The sequence below is a fragment of the Bisbaumannia salifodinae genome (assembly GCF_055388505.1).
On the sequence record NZ_AP043781.1, the window covers coordinates 1,086,956 to 1,106,787 of the forward strand.

At 67.9% G+C, this 19,832-nt stretch carries 18 protein-coding genes; 14 read left to right on the top strand and 4 right to left on the bottom strand.

The window, feature by feature from the left end; genetic code table 11:
• The first annotated feature begins 45 nt into the window (after positions 1–45).
• The 6 genes from ACZ5EF_RS05000 to ACZ5EF_RS05025 all read left to right on the top strand — a co-directional run bounded on the left by ACZ5EF_RS05000 (position 46) and on the right by ACZ5EF_RS05025 (position 7,201).
• Complete coding sequence (locus tag ACZ5EF_RS05000) at positions 46–1,533, top strand: mannitol dehydrogenase family protein (RefSeq protein WP_346063752.1); 1,488 nt, start codon at positions 46–48, stop codon at positions 1,531–1,533.
• Positions 1,533–3,023 (top strand): xylulokinase, encoded by a 1,491-nt coding sequence (xylB, locus tag ACZ5EF_RS05005; RefSeq protein ID WP_346063751.1) that lies wholly within the window; start codon positions 1,533–1,535, stop codon positions 3,021–3,023. Before ACZ5EF_RS05000 ends, xylB begins: the two co-directional genes overlap by 1 nt.
• Positions 3,024–3,042: 19 nt before the next feature.
• Entirely contained in the window at positions 3,043–3,993 is a 951-nt protein-coding gene (gene tal, locus ACZ5EF_RS05010; protein ID WP_346063750.1) for a transaldolase, read from the top strand.
• A gap of 311 nt (positions 3,994–4,304) precedes the next feature.
• Positions 4,305–5,315 (top strand): TRAP transporter substrate-binding protein DctP, encoded by a 1,011-nt coding sequence (dctP, locus tag ACZ5EF_RS05015; RefSeq protein ID WP_346063749.1) that lies wholly within the window; start codon positions 4,305–4,307, stop codon positions 5,313–5,315.
• 60 nt (positions 5,316–5,375) lie between these two features.
• A complete protein-coding gene (locus ACZ5EF_RS05020) occupies positions 5,376–5,903 on the top strand; it encodes a TRAP transporter small permease (protein ID WP_346063748.1) in 528 nt (175 codons plus the stop codon).
• Complete coding sequence (locus tag ACZ5EF_RS05025; protein ID WP_346063747.1) at positions 5,903–7,201, top strand: TRAP transporter large permease; 1,299 nt, start codon at positions 5,903–5,905, stop codon at positions 7,199–7,201. Before ACZ5EF_RS05020 ends, ACZ5EF_RS05025 begins: the two co-directional genes overlap by 1 nt.
• Before the next feature lie 35 nt (positions 7,202–7,236).
• On the opposite strand, the gene ACZ5EF_RS05030 is transcribed toward ACZ5EF_RS05025, so the two are convergent.
• The gene (locus ACZ5EF_RS05030; protein WP_346063746.1) at positions 7,237–7,548 is read right to left on the bottom strand and encodes a YqfO family protein; all 312 of its coding nucleotides are present in this window, start codon (positions 7,546–7,548) and stop codon (positions 7,237–7,239) included.
• Between the two features lie 176 nt (positions 7,549–7,724).
• On the opposite strand from ACZ5EF_RS05030, the gene ACZ5EF_RS05035 reads away from it, so the two are divergent.
• The 5 genes from ACZ5EF_RS05035 (at position 7,725) to ACZ5EF_RS05055 (ending at position 15,155) form a co-directional block, all read left to right on the top strand.
• Positions 7,725–8,228, top strand: coding sequence for a fasciclin domain-containing protein (locus ACZ5EF_RS05035; RefSeq protein ID WP_346063745.1), 504 nt, complete (start codon positions 7,725–7,727; stop codon positions 8,226–8,228).
• Between the two features lie 218 nt (positions 8,229–8,446).
• A complete protein-coding gene (locus ACZ5EF_RS05040) occupies positions 8,447–9,892 on the top strand; it encodes a TolC family outer membrane protein (protein ID WP_346063744.1) in 1,446 nt (481 codons plus the stop codon).
• Positions 9,893–9,976: 84 nt separating this feature from the next.
• The gene (locus ACZ5EF_RS05045) at positions 9,977–11,167 is read left to right on the top strand and encodes an efflux RND transporter periplasmic adaptor subunit (protein ID WP_346063743.1); all 1,191 of its coding nucleotides are present in this window, start codon (positions 9,977–9,979) and stop codon (positions 11,165–11,167) included.
• Positions 11,167–14,355, top strand: a complete 3,189-nt coding sequence (locus ACZ5EF_RS05050; protein ID WP_346063742.1) for an efflux RND transporter permease subunit — start codon at positions 11,167–11,169, stop codon at positions 14,353–14,355. Before ACZ5EF_RS05045 ends, ACZ5EF_RS05050 begins: the two co-directional genes overlap by 1 nt.
• A 131-nt stretch (positions 14,356–14,486) precedes the next feature.
• A complete protein-coding gene (locus ACZ5EF_RS05055; RefSeq protein WP_346063741.1) occupies positions 14,487–15,155 on the top strand; it encodes a hypothetical protein in 669 nt (222 codons plus the stop codon).
• 14 nt (positions 15,156–15,169) lie between these two features.
• On the opposite strand, the gene ACZ5EF_RS05060 is transcribed toward ACZ5EF_RS05055, so the two are convergent.
• Positions 15,170–16,057 (bottom strand): alpha/beta fold hydrolase, encoded by an 888-nt coding sequence (locus tag ACZ5EF_RS05060; protein ID WP_346063740.1) that lies wholly within the window; start codon positions 16,055–16,057, stop codon positions 15,170–15,172.
• A gap of 82 nt (positions 16,058–16,139) precedes the next feature.
• Positions 16,140–16,754 carry a TetR family transcriptional regulator gene (locus ACZ5EF_RS05065; RefSeq protein WP_346063739.1) on the bottom strand — a complete coding sequence of 205 codons (615 nt, stop codon included), beginning with the start codon at positions 16,752–16,754 and terminating at the stop codon, positions 16,140–16,142.
• A 168-nt stretch (positions 16,755–16,922) separates the two neighbouring features.
• Between ACZ5EF_RS05065 and ACZ5EF_RS05070 the strand changes: the two genes are divergently transcribed.
• Complete coding sequence (locus tag ACZ5EF_RS05070) at positions 16,923–17,960, top strand: succinylglutamate desuccinylase/aspartoacylase family protein (protein WP_346063738.1); 1,038 nt, start codon at positions 16,923–16,925, stop codon at positions 17,958–17,960.
• On the opposite strand, the gene dusA is transcribed toward ACZ5EF_RS05070, so the two are convergent.
• The gene (dusA, locus tag ACZ5EF_RS05075; RefSeq protein ID WP_346063737.1) at positions 17,953–18,960 is read right to left on the bottom strand and encodes a tRNA dihydrouridine(20/20a) synthase DusA; all 1,008 of its coding nucleotides are present in this window, start codon (positions 18,958–18,960) and stop codon (positions 17,953–17,955) included. The two genes, ACZ5EF_RS05070 and dusA, sit on opposite strands and share 8 nt — an antisense overlap.
• 197 nt (positions 18,961–19,157) lie before the next feature.
• Here dusA and ACZ5EF_RS05080 point away from each other — a divergent pair, with 197 nt between their 5' ends.
• Together ACZ5EF_RS05080 and ACZ5EF_RS05085 are read left to right on the top strand one after the other, a co-directional pair.
• Positions 19,158–19,352 carry a hypothetical protein gene (locus ACZ5EF_RS05080; protein ID WP_346063736.1) on the top strand — a complete coding sequence of 65 codons (195 nt, stop codon included), beginning with the start codon at positions 19,158–19,160 and terminating at the stop codon, positions 19,350–19,352.
• Positions 19,353–19,430: 78 nt separating this feature from the next.
• The gene (locus tag ACZ5EF_RS05085) at positions 19,431–19,742 is read left to right on the top strand and encodes a TraR/DksA family transcriptional regulator (RefSeq protein ID WP_346063735.1); all 312 of its coding nucleotides are present in this window, start codon (positions 19,431–19,433) and stop codon (positions 19,740–19,742) included.
• Positions 19,743–19,832 lie beyond the last annotated feature (90 nt).

Consider the following 19,832-nt stretch of genomic DNA (forward strand, 5'->3'; position numbering starts at 1 on the left):
GCCGCGGGCCGATCATGCCGAGCCGAGACTCGGCCGGAGATTCCCATGACCCGACTCAACAACGACACCCTGTCCCGACTCGCTCCCGAGGTGGCCCGACCCGCCTATGACCGCAGCGCCGTCACGCCGGGCATCGTCCACTTCGGGGTCGGCGGCTTCCACCGCGCCCACCAGGCCATGACCCTCGATGCGCTGATGAATCGCGGCGAGGCGCTGGACTGGGGCATCGTCGGCATCGGGGTAATGCCCGGCGACCGCCGCATGCAGGCGGCCCTGGCCGCCCAGGACCACCTCTACACCCTGGTGATCAAGCACCCGGACGGCCGCCGGGAGCCGCGGGTTATCGGCAGTCTCATCGATTATCTATTTGCCCCCGATGATCCGGCGGCGGTGATTGAGCTGCTGGCCGACCCGGCGATCCGCATCGTCTCGCTGACCGTCACCGAGGGGGGCTACAACTTCCATCCGGTCAGCGGCGAGTTCGATCTGGCCAACCCCGATATCCGCCACGACCTGGAACACCCCGAGGCGCCGCGGACCACCTTCGGGCTGATCGTCGAGGGCCTGGCGCGGCGCCGCGAGCGGGGCATCGCCCCCTTCACCCTGATGTCCTGCGACAATATCCAGGGCAACGGCGAGGTGGCGAAAGAGACCTTCGGCGCCTACGCCCGGGCCCGGGATCCGGGCCTCGCCGACTGGATCGCCGCCGGGGTGGCCTTCCCCAACGCCATGGTGGACCGCATCACCCCGGTGACCTCTGAGGCGGATATCGCCGAGCTGGCGGAGCGCTTCGACGTCGAGGACGCCTGGCCGGTGGTCTGCGAGCCCTTCACCCAGTGGGTATTGGAGGACCATTTCGTCGCCGGCCGGCCGCCGCTGGACCAGGCCGGCGTGCAACTGGTGGACGACGTGGTGCCCTTTGAACTGATGAAGCTGCGCCTGCTCAACGCCAGCCACCAGGCGCTGACCTACTTCGGCTACCTCGCCGGCTACCGCCATGCCCACGAGGTGTGCCAGGACCCCTTGTTCGTCGACTTCCTGCTCGACTACATGCGCCGCGAGGGCTCGCCGACCCTGGCGCCGGTGCCGGGCATCGACCTCGAAGCCTACCGCCTGACGCTGATCGAGCGTTTCGCCAACCCGGAGGTCAAGGACACCCTGGCGCGGCTCTGCGCCGAGAGCTCGGATCGCATCCCCAAGTGGCTGCTACCGGTGATCCGCGAACAACTCGCCCGGGGCGGCGAGATCCAGCGCAGCGCGGCGGTGGTGGCGAGCTGGGCGCGCTACGCCGAGGGCGTCGACGAGCGCGGCGAGCCCATCGAGGTGGTGGATCGCCTCCGGGACGAGCTAATGGCGATCGCCGCCGAGAACCGCACCCGGCCCGGCGCCTTTATCGAGAACCGCGAGCTGTTCGGCGACCTGGCCGAGGAGCCACGCTTCCGCGAGGCCTACCTGGCGGCCCTGGCCTCCCTCCACGACGTCGGGGCCCGTGCCACACTGGAGACGCTGGTGACGACAGGAGGAGAGGCCTGATGTATCTCGGCGTGGATTGCGGGACCCAGAGCACCAAGGTGGTGGTGGTCGATGTCGACGGGGAGCGCATCCTCGGCGAGGCGAGCCGGCCCCACCGCCTGGACGAGGGGGAGGGCGGCCGTCGCGAGCAGGCGCCGGCCGAGTGGATCGAGGCGCTGCGCGGCGCCCTCGGTGAGGCCGTGGCGCGAGCCGGCATCGATGGCCGGGCGATCCGCGCCATCGGCGTCTCCGGCCAGCAGCACGGCCTGGTGGCCCTGGACGGCGCCGGCGAGCCGGTCTATCCGGCCAAGCTGTGGTGCGATACCGAGACCTCGGCCTGGAACGCCGAGCTGATCGAGCGCCTGGGCGGCGCGGCGGGCTGCCTCGACAAGCTCGGCCTGGTGCTGCAGACCGGCTATACCGCCTCCAAGCTCGCCTGGCTGCGCGAGCGCCACCCCAAGGCCTATGGGCGCATCGCCACCCTGCTGCTGCCCCACGACTACCTCAACTTCTGGCTGACCGGCGAAAAGGTCAGCGAGGCGGGCGACGCCTCCGGCACCGGCTACTTCGACACCCGCACCCGACGATGGCGCGAGGACGTGCTGGCCGAGATCGCCCCGGAGCTCGACCCGGCCCTGGTGCTGCCGCGGCTGATCGACGCCCGGGAGCCGGCCGGCACGGTGCGTCTCGAGGTGGCCCGGGAGCTGGGCCTGGGGGAGGGCGTGCTGGTCTCCAGTGGCGGCGGCGACAATATGCTCGGCGCCATCGGCACCGGCAATATCCGCCCGGGCCTGGTGACCCTGAGCCTCGGCACCTCCGGCACCCTCTGCGCCTACTCCCCGGAACCGGTGGTGGCGGACAACGCCATGGTCGCCAACTTCTGCGCCAGCCACGACGGCTGGCTGCCCTTGGTCTGCACCATGAACGTCACCTCGGCGACCACGCGTATCCGCGAGCTGTTCGGCCTCGACCTCGCGACCTTCGGCGAGCGGGTTGCTAGCGCGCCCATCGGCGCCGAGGGGGCGACCCTGTTGCCCTTCTTCAATGGCGAGCGGGTGCCCATGCTGCCCGAGGCCAGCGCCAGCCTCGACGGTCTGACCAGCCTCAACACCACCCAGGCCAACCTGTGCCGGGCGGTGATGGAAGGTGCCACCCTGGGGCTGCGTTACGGCCTCGACCAGTTCGGCCGCCTGGCCGAGGGCCTCCACGAGATCCGCCTGATCGGCGGCGGCTCGCGCAGCCCGGTATGGCGGCAGATGGTCGCCGATATCACCGACAGCCGGGTGATCTGCCCCGAGGTCACCGACGCCGCGGCCCTGGGCGCCGCCCTGCAGGCGGCCTGGTGCCATCGGTCCCGGTCGGGGGGCGGCGAGTTGGCCGAGCTCTGCGAGCGCCTGGTGCACCTCGACGAAGCCTCCCGGGCCGAGCCCGACCCGGCCAGCGTCGCCGCCTACCGGGAGGTCTACGCCCGCTTCCGCCGGCGCCTGGCCGAACGCCATGGAATCCACTGAACATTTCCGGAGAAACCGCATGACCACACGGCTCGACGCCCTGAAACGCCACTCCCTGGTGGTCGCCGACACCGGCGATCTCGACGCCATCGAGCGCTACCGGCCCCATGACGCCACCACCAATCCCTCGCTGCTGCTCAAGGCCTTCGACCTGCCGGGCTACCAGGCGCTGATCGACGAGGAACTCGCCGCCGCCAAGGCCGAGCCGGGTGACGCCGAGACGCGGCTCGAGCACGCCGTGGATCGCCTGGCCGTGGCCAAGGGCGCGGAGATCGCCAGGCGCATCCCCGGTCGCATCTCCACCGAGGTGGCGGCGCGGCTCTCCTTCGATACCCAGGCCAGCATCCGCAAGGCCCATGAGCTGGTGGAGCGCTACGAGCGGCGCGGCGTGGAGCGCGAGCGCGTGCTGATCAAGCTCGCCGCCACCTGGGAGGGCATCCGCGCCGCCGAGGTCCTCGAGCGGGAAGGGATACAGTGCAATCTGACCCTGCTGTTCGGCGAGGCCCAGGCCCAGGCGTGTTTCGATGCCGGGGTCTTCCTGGTCTCGCCCTTCGTCGGCCGGGTCACCGACTGGTACCGGAAGGAGACCGGCCGCGACTATGCCCCCGAGGAGGATCCGGGGGTGGCCTTCGTGCGCGGGGTCTGCGCCCTGGCCGGGCGGGGCGGCTATGCCACCGTGGTGATGGGGGCGAGCTTCCGTACCACCGGCCAGGTGCTGGCGCTGGCGGGCTGTCCGCGGCTGACCATCGCACCGGCCCTGCTCGAGGAGCTGGCCGCCGAGGAGGGCGAGGTCGAGAAGGCCATCGCGCTCCCCGCCGCCAGCGAGCGCCCCGCGCCGCTCGATGAGCCGGCCTTCCGCTGGAGGCATAACCAGGACGCCATGGCCAACGACAAGCTGGCCGAGGGCATCCGCCGCTTCGACGAGGACCAGCGCACCCTGGAGGCGCGTATCGCCGAGCGCCTGGGCTGACCGCGGCGCGCTCCCTTGTCCATGATCCAGATCAGGGTTTCGGCGCTCGGGCCGCGACCCTATCCGATTGCGACCCCCCGCCCAGGCCCCGACGACGGTCCGCCAGCCTCCTGGGGGGAGACTTGAGGGGCATCTCGAGGCGGTATTGGGAGAAACATGTGTAATAACCCCTTTAAGTTGGTGAATAATTTCGTATTATCATGTTTTTTCGATAATAATAGCTTATTTTACTCGCTCGACCGGCGCATTGACCGCTTTTTGGCGTCTCGGTAAACAGTGGCCTGCCAACCACAACAACCGAGAGAGCCGAGATGTCCGCGACCCACAAGATCCTGCCGCGCCTGACCGCCCTGACCCTGGGCACCTGCCTGATGGGCAGCGCCCTGGCCGCCGAGGCCGTGACCCTGCGCCTGGCCACCGATTCCGGTACCCAGGGGTCGCCGGCGGGGGACGCCCTGGAGACCTGGGCCCGCCTGATCGAGGAAAATTCCGACGGCGAGATCGATGTCAACGTCTACTACCAGAACGAGCTGGGTGGGCAGCAGGAGCTCTTCGACCTGCTGGTCTCCGGGGACGTGCATCTGATGCTCAACTGGCCGATGACCTCCTATGACCGGCGCATCGGCGTCATCTACACCCCCTATATGACCCTCTCCTGGGAGGAGGCCATGGAGGCCTACAGCCCCGGCGGCTGGGTCAATGAGCTGCTCGGCGATATCTATGCCGATATCGGCCTGAAGTTCTTCGGTCCCTGGCCGGAAGGCTTCAACGGCGTGGCCTCCCGGGGCAGCTATGCCCTGACCACCGAAGAGGCCGGCGACCTGGCGGTGCGCACCATGACCGTTTTCCCGGCGCCCCAGACCATGCAGGCCCTGGGCTACCAGACCGCCGCCATCGACTGGGGCGAGGTCTACACCGCCCTGCAGACCGGCGTGGTGGATGGCGAGGCGGGCAACGTCATCTACTGGCCCTATGAATACTTCCGCGACATCCTCGACTACTACGTGCACACCAAGCACTTCTTCATGACCGGCATCCTGACCATGAACATGGAGACCTTCGAGTCGCTCAGCGAGGAGCACCAGCGGGTCGTGACCGCGGCCGCCGAGGAGGTCATGAACCAGCAGTTCGTGGCCGCTCGCGAGCAGGACGAGTACTACATCGCCAAGGCCCAGGAAGATGGCATGGAGTACTTCGAGCTTTCCGACGAGCAACTTCGCGAGTTCGCTCGCCTGGCCCGGGAGCAGGTGTGGCCGCTGATGGGCGAGGAGATCGGCGAAGAGATCATGGACGTGATCCGCGCCAACGCCACCCCGCTGTAAGCCCCTACCCGAGTGATCACGGCCGGCCCCTGGGCCGGCCGCTGTCGTGGAGACCGCACCATGTCCGTCGTGATGTGCGCCCTGGACCGTTGGGTCGGGCGCCTGCTGAACCTGATCGTTTTCGTCGCCAGCTTGGCCGTGGTGGGCCTGATGCTGTTCCTGATCCTGGCCCGCTATGTCTTCGGCTGGTCGGTGGTGGGCACCCTGGAGCTGGTGATGCTGGCCGGCATGTGGCTCTACATGACCGGGGCCCTGATCGCCAGTCGCCGCAACGAGCACCTGGTGGTGGACTTCCTCGAGCTGCAGATTCGCGATGCCCGCCTGCGCGCCCTGCACAAGAGCCTGGTGGCCTTCGTCGTCACCCTGATCTGCGCCTGCTTCGTGTTCTGGGCCTACAAGATGCTGGCCTGGGGCCTGGTGCGTCCTCAGCGCACCCCGGCACTGGCGATCCCGCTATGGCTCTCCCAGGCCTCGATCATGGTGGCCAGCCTCGGCTGCCTGGCCTATGCCCTGCGTGACCTGATCGGCGGCCTGCGGGCCCTGGGCGGCAAGACCACGGAGGCCCTGGCCTCCCAAGGAGAGCACTGATGGAAGGCCTGTTCGCGATTCTGATCCTGCTGGCGCTGATGGGCCTGGGCGTGCCCATCGCCTGGTCCTTCGCCGGCGTCCTGGCCTATCTGGCGCTGATCTATGACGCCAATTTCAACACCCTGATGATGCAGGGCTTCCGCTCGGTGGACTCGGTGATCCTGATCGCCCTGCCGCTGTTCGTGCTGACCGGCTACCTGATGCAGAGCGGCGGCATCGCCAGCCGCCTGGTGATCTTCATCGAGACCCTGGTGGGGCGGCGCCGCGGCGGCATGGGGGCCTCCATGGTGCTGGCCTCGGGCATCTTCGGCGCCATCGCCGGCACCGCCACCGCCGCCGTGGCCTCCATCGGTACCATCATGGTCGGCCCCCTGGAGCAGCGCGGCTATCCCCGCGGCTACTCCTCGGCGCTGCTGGGCATCTCCTCGCTGCTGGGCATCCTGATCCCGCCGTCGATCACCATGATCCTCTTCGCGGTGGTGACCCGCCAGTCGGTGGCCGCGCTCTTCGCCGCCACCGTGGGGCCGGCGCTGCTGCTGATCCTGGGGCTGATCCTGGTCAATCGCCTGGCCTGCGGGCGACTCTTCCAGGAGGTGGTGGGGGAGCTTCCCGAGGGTGCCGCCCGGGTCAGTCGGCGGCGTGCGACCCTGCGCGCCTTCCCGGCGCTGTGCCTGCCGGTGATCATCCTGGGCGGTATCTATGGGGGCGTCTTTACCCCCACCGAGGCCGCCGCCGTGGCCGCCTTCGCCGCCATCGTCATCGGTTTCCTGGTCTACCGGGATCAGACCCTGGGCAACTTCTATCGCAGCGTGATCGCCGCCTCGGAGACCACCGGCTCGATCATCCTGATCCTGCTGTTCTCCTTTATGATCGGGCGGATCCTCGCCGCCGAGCGGGTGCCCCAGGAACTGACCGAGCTGATCTCGCTAATGATCAGCGACCCGCTGATGATCCTGATCGCGGTGAATGTGTTCCTGATCCTGGCCGGGGCCATCCTCGACGATGTCTCGGTCACGGTGGTGATCGCGCCGCTCTTCCTGCCGCTGATGGTGGAGACCGGGGTGAACCCGGTGCACTACGCCTCCATCGTCGCCTGCTCGGTGGTGATCGGCGCCAACAGCCCGCCGGTGGCGCCGATCCTCTACATGGCCTGTCGCATCGGGCGGGTGTCGATCCACAAGACCTTCTCGCCGGCGCTGCTGCTGATCGCCCTGGTCGGCCTGCCGGTGATGCTGATCACCACCTTCGTGCCGGAGCTGTCGCTCTTCCTGCCGCGTCAGCTGGGCTTTATCCGCTGACGCCGGGCGCCGCGGCCGGGCCGCGGCGCTCCTTCTCAGAGCGTTTCCAGCCGCCAGACGTCATAGGCGGGCTCCTCGTAGGGGTGGGCGGCCTTCAGCGCCGCCAGCGCCTCGCGGATCAGGGCATCCTCACAGACCAGCTCGACCTTGAGCTCCTCCACCTTTTCCAGGTCGCCGACCCGGCCGATATGCGGGTTGGCGCCGGCCAGCGGGCGAAACTGCCCGGTGCCCGGAGTCTGGAAGCAGCACGCCTCGTAATCGCCGATACGCCCGGCGCCGGTGGCGAAGACCGCCTCCTTGACCGCCTCGGCGTCCTCCACGGGGACGAAGAAAGCCAGTTTGTACATGCCGGGACTCCTCTATGGCTGGGGGGCGCCTCCCCTTGTGCCATGAATCGCGCGGCGGGTCACCCGGGGAGAATTTTGTTGTTCATGACTTGTACAAATATAATTATATGTACAATATTGTGCTGGCAGCCTGCCGGGAACCCCCGGTAACCGAACCGTCAACAAGGAGTGGTGTGATGAAAGCGCAAACCCTAGTTCGTTGGGCCGGTGTGGGCATGGTCGGCATGCTGACCGCCGGCGGCATTCAGGCCGGGGACCATGGCGGCCACGCCCAGGATATCGTCGACACCGCCCGGGAGGCTGGCCAGTTCGAGACCCTGGTCGCGGCCATCGAAGCCGCGGGCCTGGTGGCGACCCTGCAGGGCGAGGGCCCCTTCACCGTTTTCGCGCCCACCGATGAGGCCTTCGCGGCCCTGCCGGAGGGCACCGTCGAGAGCCTGTTGATGCCGGAAAACCAGGCGCAGTTGCAGGCGCTCCTGACCTACCACGTGGTGCCGGGCAGCGTGATGGCCGAGCAGGCCATGACGCTGGATAGCGCCACCACGGTTCAGGGCCAGGAGCTGACGATTACCACCGGCGACGGCACGCTGATGATCGACGAGGCCAGCGTGATTCAGGCCGATATCGCGGCCAGTAACGGGGTGATCCATGTGATCGATGCGGTGTTGATGCCCGAATAATCTCGACGGCAAGCCTTGGGTGACTCGCTATTCACCGCCGCCCCTCGGGGCGGTTTTTTTATGTCACGAGTCGGAGAGGGGGCGATCTTGTCATATGCTGTGAGTCAGCCTCGGGCAGGATGGAAAAAACGCGCATCCTGGCGCCGAGGGAGTGGATTCAGCAAAGAAACATGCGACAATGTATGTATATACCCTGTCCAGCCATCAAGGATGAGCCGATGACGCCATCGCCGACCCCCCGTCTCCATGCCGCCCTGCGCCGTGCCGGTTTCCGCCGGGCCCTGCTGCCCGCCCTGCTGGCCTCGCTGTTCAGCACCTCGGCCCTGGCGGCGGACCTGCTTACCATCACCCGGGATGCCCTGAGCAATAATGCCGAGCTGGCCTCGGCCCGGTCCCTCTCCGATAGCGTGGAGGCGGGTCGTGACGTGGAACGGGGCGACCTGCTACCGCAGCTCAACGCCCAGGGTAACCTGACCCATACCCGGCAGTTCGAGAGCCAGACCACCCTCGGTACCGTCGCCGGGGACGATCGCTTCAATAGCGCCGGGGTGACCCTGGAGGCCACTCAGGCCCTCTATGATGCCCGCAATCGTCGCGAGCTGGAGCGGTCCGAGCGCGAGATCGACCAGCAGCTCTATCGCCTGGCAGCTACCGAGCAGCAGGTGCTGATCGATGTGGCCAATGCCTACTTCAATATCCTCCGCGCCCACGAGATCCTCGAGGCCCGGCGTGCCCAGGAGCGGGCGATCGGCCGCCAGCTGGAACAGGCCCAGGAGCAGTTCGAGGTGGGCCTGATCGCCATCACCGAGGTGCAGGAAGCCCGGGCCAGCTTCGACCAGTCCCGCGCCGAGCGCATCACCGCCGAGAGCAACCTGCAGGTCAGCTTCGAGACCCTGGAGCGGCTCACCGGCCAGCGCTACGGCGCGGTGGATGCCCTCGGCGAGGGGCTGCCCATCGCGGCGCCGACGCCCGCCGATCGCGATCACTGGGTGTCCCTGGCGATGGAGAACAATCCCCTGGTATTGGCCAGCCAGGCCGGTGTCGAGGTCTCTCGCAGCGCCGTGGCGGTGGCCCGTGCCGGCCATCTGCCCACGCTCAATGCGTTTGCCAACTACCAGTACGGCGATAGCGACAATGATCGCCTGAGCGGTCACGACTCCCAGGCCCAGGTGGGCATCGGCGTCAACCTGCCGCTCTATACCGGGGGACGCACCCAGGCGGGCGTTCGCCAGAGCAGCTTCCTGCTGGAGTCGAGCCAGTACGATTTCGAGGCCCAGCGTCGCGATACGGTGCAGCAGGTGCGCTCCCTCTATACCCAGGTGAGCAATGACGTGTCCACCGTGGAGGCCCGCGCCCAGGCCATCGTCTCCAACCAGAGCGCCCTGGAGGCGACCCGTGCCGGTTACGAGGTGGGAACCCGCAATATCGTCGATGTGCTCAATGCCGAGCGTAGCCTGTTCGATGCCATTGCCAACCATGCCGAGGCCCGCTATGACTATGTGCTCAACCTGCTGACCCTGCGTCAGCAGGCCGGGGTACTGGATCTGGCCAGCATCGAGGAGATCAATGGCTGGTTGGCGTCGGAGAGTGTCCGCCTGAGCCTGCCGGACGAGGGGGCCTATGACGCGGCCCTGGATATCGGTGAGCCGCCGAGAAGGGAATGATTAAACGGCTAACGTTTACATCCATACATGGATGAATGTAAGATTCGTGGATTATTCGTGCATACACAGGGATCGACAGACCTCATGAAACCATTCCCCCGTCTAGGCCTCGCCGGCCTGCTGGTGGGCGCGGCGGCGTTGCTGCTCACCGCCTGTGGCCAGGATGACGCACCACAACAACATGCCGCCGCCCAGGAGCAGCCGTCCCTTCCGGTGGCGGTCATGGAGATGGCCTATCGGGACCTGCCCCTGGAGAAGTCCTACCCGGCGCTGCTGCGCAGCGACGATGAGGTGACCCTGGTGGCTCGAGTCACCGGCTTCCTGGAGGCGCGTCACTTCGAGCCGGGGGAGCTGGTGGAGGCCGGTCAGCCGCTCTATACCATCGAGCCGGACCTCTACCAGGCCCAGGTCAACCAGCGCGAGGCCGACCTGCAGAGCGCCCGGGCCCAGCTCTCCCGGGCCCAGCGCGATGCCGAACGCTTCGAGCGATTGCTGAGCCAGAACTCGGTCAGCCGCCAGCAGGTGGACCAGGCCCGTGCCGAACTGAACGTGGCGCGGGCCAATGTGGCCCAGGCCGAGGCCGCCCTGGCCAGTGCCACCATCGATCTCGACTATGCCCAGGTCACCGCGCCGGTCAGCGGCATGATCGGCCTGAGCCAGGTCAACGTGGGCAACCTGGTCAATGTGGGCACCGAGCTGGCCACCATCACCCCCCTGGACCCGCTGGAGGTGCGTTTCCAACTGCCTCAGCAGGAGGCCCTGGAGCTGCGCCGTCAGCTGCAGGATCAGGACCTCACCGCGATCGGCGCCACCCTGCGGGTGCCGGGGCAGGAGGCGCTCAGCGGCCGGCTGAGCTTCCTCGGCTCGCGGGTCGGCGAGGGCACCAGCACCATTCAGGCCGCCGCCGTCTTCGCCAATCCCGAGGCCAATGTGCTACCGGGACAGTTCGTGCGGGTGCGCATCGAGGGCCTCAAGCGCTTCGAGGTGCTGGCGGTACCGGAGATCGCCGTGACCCAGGGCCTGATGGGGCCCCAGGTGTTCGTGCTGGATGAGGAGAACCTGGCCCGGGCGCGTCCCGTGGCGCTGGGCGATGGCGCCGGCCCCTGGCAGATCATTCGCGAGGGCCTCGAGCCCGGCGACCGCGTCGTGGTGGGTGACCCCGCCGGCCTGCAGCCGGGGACCCCCATCGATCCGCAGCCCTTCGATGGGCTGGCGGCGGCGCCTAGCGACGAGGCGCTGGAAGCGGCCGCCGAGGCGGCCGAGGACGACGCCTGATGAACTTCTCCAACTTCTTTATCAAGCGACCGATCTTCGCCACGGTACTGGCGATCATCCTCACCGTGATCGGGGTGGTGAGCATGCGGGTACTGCCCATCGAGCAGTATCCCAGCGTGGTACCGCCCACGGTCTCGGTGCAGGCCACCTTCCCGGGGGCCAACGCCGAAACGGTGGCGCAGACCGTGGCCGCGCCCCTGGCGGAGGCCATCAACGGCGTCGAGAACATGCTCTACATGACCTCGAACAGCGCCGATAATGGCCTGATGAGCCTGAGCGTGGCCTTCGATATCGGCACCGATGGCGATATCAACACCATCAACGTCAATAACCGGGTGCAGGGGGCGCTCTCGCAGCTGCCCGAGGCGGTACAGTCCCAGGGCGTGACGGTGTCGCTGCAGTCCAGTTCGATCCTGATGCTGGTGGCGTTGATCTCCCCGGAGGGCGACTACAACAACGTCTTCATGCAGAACTATGCCACCCTCAATATCCTCGACGAGCTGCGTCAGGTGCCGGGGGTGGGCAGTGCCGAGGTATTGGGCGGCGGCGAGTTCGCCATGCGCATCTGGATGGATCCAGACAAGCTGGCCCAGTACGACCTGACGCCCACCGAGGTGGCCCGGGCGATTCGCGCCCAGAACACCGAGGTGCCGGCGGGCAGCCTGGCGGCCACGCCCCAGGGCGAGCCGCGGGCCTTCACCTATACCATCACCGCCGGCGGTCGCCTCTCCAACGTCGATGACTTCCGCGAGATCTTCCTGCGCACCAACCCGGACGGCTCGGCGCTACGTCTCGCGGATGTGGCGCGTATCGAGCTGGGGGCCTCCTCCTACGGGGTGGAGGCGCGCCTGAATGGCGCCGAGATGACCCCGATCATCATCAACCAGCAGCCCGGGGCCAATGCCCTGGAGACCGCGGCGGCGGTGAAGGCCACCATGGACCGGCTGGCCGAGCGCTTCCCGCCGGGGCTCGAGCAGGTGGTGCCCTATGACACCACCCTGTTTATCGATGCCTCCGTGGAAACGGTGAAGCACGTCTTTATCGAGGCCTTCCTGATCGTCGGCGTGATCCTGTTTATCTTCCTGCAGAACTGGCGCTTCACGGTGATCGCCATGTCGGTGGTGCCGGTCTCGGTGCTGGCCACCTTCGCCGGTTTCTACCTGTTCGGCTTCTCGATCAACCTGCTGACGCTCTTCGCCCTGGTGCTCTCCATCGGCATCGTGGTGGATGACGCCATCCTGGTGGTGGAGAACGTGGAGCGGGTCCTCGGCGAGGACGAGGAGATCAGCGTCCGCCAGGCCACCATCCAGGCCATGAAGGAGGTGGGCGGGCCGGTCATCGCCACCTCGCTGATCATGGCCGCGGTGTTCGTGCCGGTGGCCTTCCTGGGCGGTTTCACCGGGCAGATCTACCAGCAGTTCGCCATTACCGTGGCGGTCTCGGTGGCCTTCTCGGCGCTGATGGCGCTGACCTTCACCCCGGCCCTGTCGGCGATCTTCATCAAGCATAAGCCCAAGCTGGGGCAGTCGAAGCTGATGCGTGCCATCTATACCCCGCTGCGTCTCTTCGATCGCCTCTTCGCCGGCATCACCGCCGCCTATATCTGGGTGGTCAAGGTGCTGGTGCGTTTCTGGGGGCTGGCGCTGCTGCTCACCGCCCTGGTGGGCGCGGGCTCCTGGTGGCTCTACCAGAGCACGCCCTCGACCCTGGTGCCGGAGACCGACCAGGGCCTGGTGATGGCGGCCGTGCAGCTGCCGGACTCCGCTTCCCTGGCGCGGACCCGGGAGTACATGGCGGAACTCAGCGCCAAGATCGAGGAGATCCCCGGGGTACGGCATTCGGTCGCCGTGGCCGGCTATGACATCCTCTCCAGTGCGGTGAATACCGCCCGGGGCATCATGTTCATCAACATGGAGCCCTGGGAGGACCGCGAGCTGACCGCCGACGAGCTGGTGGGGCGCATCATGCAGTTGGGGGCGCAGACCGGGGGTGGGTCGGCCATGGCCTTCAACCTGCCGCCGATCATGGGGCTCTCCACCACCGGGGGCTTCACCGGCTACCTGCAGTCCTTCGAGGGGGCCTCGGCCGAGGAGCTGTTCCAGGCGTCCCTGGCGGTGATGCAGGCGGCCAACGAACATCCGGCCCTGCAGCAGGTGTTCACCACCTTCAACGTCAACGTGCCGGGTTACCGCGCCGAGATCGATCAGCAGAAGGCGCTGAGCTATGGCGTGGCCCTGGAGGATCTCAACGCCACCCTGTCGAATACCTTCGGTAACGGCTTCGTCAACTTCTTCAGCTACCAGAACCGCAACTTCCAGGTCTATCTGCAGAACGAGGACGAGTTCCGCCGCACCCCGGACGATATCGGCAATGTCTATGTGCGTGGCGGTAACGGCGAGCGCATCCCGCTCTCCGAGTTCGTGACCCTGGAGCGCCAGGCCGCGCCGGCGGTGGTGTCACGCTTCGGCGTCTACCTGGGCGCCCAGTTCCAGGGCGGCGAGGCGCCGGGCTATAGCTCCGCCCAGGCCATCACCGCCATGGAGGAGGTGGTGGCCGAGACCCTGGGCAGCGGCTGGGGCATGGGCTGGACGGGGACCGCCTATCAGGAGAGCCAGTTGGGCAACACCGCGGTGCTGGCCATCGTCTTCGGCATCCTGATGGTGTTCCTGATCCTGGCGGCCCAGTACGAGAGCTGGTCGCTGCCCCTGGCGGTGCTTACCGCCACGCCCTTCGCCTTCCTGGGGGGCATCGGTGGCATCGTGTTGCGCGGCCTGGACACCAGCGTCTATGTGGAGATCGGCATGCTGGTGGTGGTGGGCCTGGCGGCCAAGAACGCCATCCTGATCGTCGAGTTCGCCGAGTTGCAGCGCAGGGAGCTGGGCAAGACGATCCGCGAGGCGGCCATCACGGCGGCGGAGCTGCGCTTCCGTCCCATCGTGATGACCTCCCTGGCGTTTATCTTCGGCACCCTGCCGCTGGCCATGGCCACCGGCGCCAGCGACGTGAGCAGCCACCATATCGGCACCACGGTGGCGGTGGGGATGGCCTCGGTGGCGGTGCTGGGCAGCCTCTTCGTGCCCAGCTTCTACGCCATGATCGCCAGCGTCTCCGACTGGCTGCGGCGGCAACTGGGCGGCGAGGCGCCCTCCCCGGCGCAGCCGGCCCCGGAGGAGGGCGCGTCCCGCTGACCCGGGCATGAGTGCGAGCGACGCGGGCTCCCGAGAGGGGGCCCGCGTTTTTTATGGGCAGTCGTTGGGCATGGTCTACGCTGATTAGAGAAAACTACTTTGTCGGCTAAGTACCGGCCAAGGAGCGCGCCATGGACGTCCTGACTCAGACCCTCCTCGGTTTCCCCCTGGGAGTCTTCACCCTGGCCCTGGGGCTGCTGATCCTCTACTGGTTGCTGGTGGTGCTGCGCCTGGCACCGCTGGAGCTCTTCGAGCATGACAGCCTCAAGGGCGATCATCTGGCCAGTACCCTGGTGGCGCTGGGCTTCGCCGGGGTGCCGGCGAGCGTCGCCCTGACGGTGCTGCTGGCGATCGCCGGCGCATTCACCCTGGCCCTGGAGCTGCTGGTACTGCGCTGGCTGCCGCTGGGGCTGTTTCGCATCCCGGTGGGGGTGGTGGTGCTGTGGGGGGCCCTGGCCCTGGCCTCGCCCCTGGCCGCCGCGGTCTGTCATGCCCTGCACCGCTGGTTCCATCGCCACGCGGGACGGCGCTGCCTGCTGGGGGAGACGGTGCTGGTGAGCGGTGACTGCGGCGGCGACGACTGCACCCGGGCGACCCTGGAGGATGACCCGGAGCATGAGGTGCGTCTGCATGGCAAGGCGGGGGCCCTGCCCAGGGCCGGCGAACGGCGGGTACTGGTCAAGTACCTGGCCGGGGAGGAGAGCTACCGCAGCGTGCCCCTGAACGAGTTCGAGGAGGCTCACACCCGGGTGCATCGCCTGCGTCGCGGGCGGCGGCCGCGGCGTGCCGCCTCCCAGTGACGCCGGGTCGCGGTTCAGCGGTAAGGCGGTAGCAGGCGGCGCAGCCGCCGGCGCCAGCCGGGGCGCGGGGCCTCCACCAGGAAGTCCCGGATCGGTTTCACCTGGGCCGGGGTATCGAGCATGGGGGCATGGCCGCAGTCCGCCACCTCCAGGGTCACCAGGTCGGGCTGCACCCTGGCCATGCGCGCTACCACCTCCTGGCTGAGGAGCCCCGAGCGGGCGCCGCGGATCGCCATCAGGGGGCAGCCCAGGGCGGCCCAGTCCTGCCAGGTATCCCGGGGACGGTCATGGATAAACTGCTCGACGATGCGCGGGTCGTAGTGGAAGGTCCAGCCGCCGTCGGGCAGCCGTCGGGCGCTGTTCAGGGCCAGCTCCCGCCAGTCTCGCTCGTCGCTGATGCCGAAGTCGGCATGATGGCGGCGCAGTTCCCGGCACAGGTCGCCGAAGCGGCTGAAGTAGCGCGGCATGGCGAAGTAGCCCCCCAGTTCCACCAGGCCCTGGAGTTCCAGCTCCGGCCCCACGTCGTTGAGGATCAACCGTTCGATGCGCCGCCCGTGCTGGGCATCCGCCGCCAGCAGCATGCCCAGCAGGCCGCCCATGGAGGTGCCCAGCCAGGCCACCCGGGGCAGGGCGAAGTGGTCGAGCAGCTGCAGGGCCAGGGCCTGGTAGCGCTCGTAACGGTAGTCGTAGGCGGGAAACAGCGGCCAGCTGGAGAGGCCGCGGCCGGGAGTATCCGGCGCCAGGATGCGCCAGTCGGGGCCCAATAATCGCGCCAGGGGAGCGAAGTCGCCGCCATGTCGGGAGAGGCCGTGCCAGGCGATCAGGGTGCGGGAGGCCCTGGGGTGCCAGATGCGCACGGCCACCTCCGCTTCTCCCAGGGGGATCAGGGCCAGGTCGTCCATGGCGGTACCCTCCGCGGATGATGCCGAGGCCTTCAGTGTAGCGGAGTTTTGTTGCGATGCAGCAATTCTGTATGAAGAGAACTCAGCAACGCTGGACCAGGCGCAGTAGGGCCTCCACCAGTGCGTTGCCGCGGACCTCGATCGAGAAGTCGTCGGGGTTGCGTAGCCAGTCGTGGAAGAGCCCACCGAGGGTCGCTTGCAGCAGCTGGGCCGCCTGCTCGGGGGCAATGTCGTCGCGTAGCTGGCCTTGGGCGGCGGCACACTGGAAATACTCCTCCAGGGCGCCACAGGATTCGTTGGCCATGGCGTTCTGCATGGCGATGGGGTCGATATCGCCGAAGAACTCGCAACGATGAACCAGGATCGAGTAGACCCGTTGGTAGCGGGGCTGCGCCAGGCGGGCGAAGCCCTTGTGGCAGGCGAGGCGAATGGCCTCCAGGGGGGAGTCGTTGTGACTGTCGGCGCGGACCTCTTCCACCAGTTCCTGGAAGGGCAGGCGGACGCGATCCAGCAGGGCGGCGAAGAGGTCGCCCTTGTTCTTGAAGTGCCAGTAGACGGCGCCACGGGTCATGCCGGCCTGGCGGGCGACCTCCTCCAGGGAGGTGCGGGCCACGCCCTTGGCATAGAATACCGCCTCGGCGGCCTCCAGCAACGCCTCACGGGTGGCTTCGGCTTCGGCTTTGGTCTTTCGGGCCATATCGGGTCTCGAGGGAGCGGGGAGTCCCTCCTAGTTTACCCTAGCCATCGGGAAACTTACATTCATGATTGTATATATAAGCCATCGGCGGTCGTTGAGGCACGGGGCTCGTGCCGAACCGCTCGGGCGAGTATAAGGAAACCAGCCTTCTGACATAGGATGTGATCCATGGCGCGTGCCCCCTTCGAACTCGCCGGCGTGCGGGTCGCCCCCGGTTCCCGGGCCCAGATCGATGTCCCCGTGGCCAAGCTCTATACCCATGCGCCCCTGCATATCCCGGTGGAGGTGATCCATGGGCGTCAGAGCGGGCCGGTGCTGCTGGTGTGCGGCGCCATCCATGGCGACGAGATCAATGGCGTGGAGATCGTGCGCCGGCTGCTGCGCTCCAGCGCCGTGCGCGGCCTGCGCGGCACCCTGATTGCCGTGCCCATCGTCAATGTGTTCGGCTTCGTCCAGCACAGTCGTTACCTGCCCGATCGCCGCGACCTCAACCGCTGCTTCCCCGGCAGCGAGTCGGGCTCCCTGGGCTCCCGGGTGGCGGCGTTGTTTCGCGAGCAGATCGTCGATCTGGCGACCCATATCATCGACCTGCATACCGGCGCCATTCACCGCACCAACTTGCCGCAGATCCGTGCCCAGTTGACCCCGGGGGGCGAGACCGAGGCCATGGCCATGGCCTTCGGCGTGCCGGTGATCCTCAATGCCGAGCTGCGCGAGGGCAGCCTGCGCCACTATGCCCAGGGCAACGGGGTGCCGGTGCTCACCTATGAGGCGGGCGAGGCGCTGCGCTTCGACGAGTGGGCCATCGCCCCCGGGGTGCGCGGGGTACGCCGGGTGATGCGCAGCATCGGCATGCTGACCAGCGACCGCCGCCGGACCGCGCCCCCCGCCGCCGAGGTGGCCAATGGCTCCAGCTGGGCCCGGGCCACCATCGACGGCATCCTGCGCCCCAAGGTGCGCCTCGGTGCCCGGGTCGCCAAGGGGGAGCTGCTGGGCCTGGTGGCGGACCCCTTCGGTAACGTGGAGGGGGAGGTCCGTGCCAACGCCGACGGCATCGTGATCGGCATGAGCAACCTGCCGCTGGCCAACGAGGGGGAGGCGCTCTTCCATGTGGCACGCTTCGATGCCATCGAGGAGGCGGAGAGCGCCATCGAGACCTTCCAGTCCGACTACGAGTCGTTGCCCGAGGGCCTCAACCTTAAGTAGCCAGGGCGGTCGCGGGGGCCGGTGTGCCTTCCGGGACCAGGCCCAGGGCATCGTCGAAGACCGCCAGGCCCGCCCCCTCGCGGTGGGCGTGCTCGGAGAGGTGGCGGCGAAACTTGCGCCCCCCGGGGCAGCCCTGGAAGAGGCCCAGCAGGTGGCGGGTCAGGTGGTTGAGCCTGGCGCCCTCCTCGAGGCGGCGGGCGATATAGGGGCGGAAGGCCCGGGCCGCGGCGTGGCGGCTCGCGGCGGGGCCCGGCTCGCCGTAGAGGGCTGCGTCGACGCCGGCCAGCAGCCAGGGATTCTGGTAGGCCTCGCGGCCCACCATCACGCTGTCCACCTGGCGCAATTGTTCCTGGCACTCGTCGAGGGTCTTGATACCGCCGTTGATGCCGATATGCAGCGCCGGCCGCTCGGCCTTGAGGCGGTGTACCCGGGGGTAGTCGAGGGGCGGAATATCGCGGTTCTCCTTGGGGGAGAGCCCCTGTAGCCAGGCCTTGCGGGCGTGCACGATAAAGGTGTCGCAGCCGGCGTCGGCCACCACCCGGATAAAGTGCGCCAGGTCGGCGTCCTCGTCCTGATCATCGATGCCGATGCGGCACTTCACCGTCACCGGGATCGACACCGCCTCGCGCATCGCCTTCACCGCCGCCGCCACCTTGTCGGGGTGGCCCATCAGGCAGGCGCCGATCAGGTTGTTCTGCACCCGGTCGCTGGGACAGCCCACGTTGAGGTTGACCTCGTCATAGCCCCAGGCCTCGGCGATGGCCGCGCACTCGGCGAGTTCCCCGGCATCGCTGCCGCCCAGTTGCAGGGCCAGGGGGTGTTCCACCGGGTCGTAGCCGAGGAAGCGCTCCCGGGGGCTGCCATGAATAATGGCCCCGGTGGTGACCATCTCGGTATAGAGCAGCGCCCGCCGGCTCAGGGTGCGGGCGAAGGCGCGATAGTCGCGGGTCGTCCATTCCATCATCGGGGCGACGGAGAAGGTGCGGTCGAGTCGGGGCATCGGCATCACGGGGTCGATCGGAAGAGGCGCCTATTCTATCAGCCCCGCCGCGGGATGCGAGGGGTGAGTGAGTGTTCGCTGGGTGGGGCCGCCCTATTGGGCGGGGCGAATAGGGGCTATAGGGGGCCGGCGTCTGGCCGAGTCCCGCCCGGGTGGGTATAACGGCGCCTCTGTCGAGATATCCAAGGAGACAAGAGATGGCCGAGTCCCTGGCGACCGCCGGTATGTTCGTGATCTTCGTGGCCGCCTGGCTGGGCATCGCCATTGTCCTGGGGCGCCGGGGCGTCAACTGGTTGCTGCGCCAGTCGCTGGCCATGGGCCTGGCCTTCGTGCTGGCCATGGCCTTCGTGGCCCTGCTGCTGTGGCTGGGCGTGATTGGCGATCCCGCTTGAGTTGATTCGGGACAGGGCCGGGGCGGCGCGGCTGTGCTATCACCTAAGTCACGGTAAGTCATGGCGAGTGAGAGGACGATGAGCGAACGACGCGAGATCCTGCAACACCTGTGTGACGACCTGGAGGCGCGCCTGGCGCGTTACCGGGCCCATCAACGACGCTCCCTGGACAAGGACAGCCGTGAGCAGGCCGGTGAGGTGCAGAACGATGAGGTGGTGGAGGCCCTGGATCAGGAGGCCCGCGAGGAGCTGGCCCAGGCACGCCATGCCTTGGCGCGGCTCGAGGCGGGGGAGGGCGAGGTCTGCGAGCGATGCGGCGAGACGATCGATCCCCGCCGCCTGGCGGCCCTGCCTTACACCACTCGCTGCCTGCATTGCGCCGACACCTGAGACCGGCGTCACCGTGGAGCACGGCCGTTGGGACGAACCGCCGAGGGCGATGATAGTCTAGAAAGGCATTGATCTCTCGGGAGGAGTTTC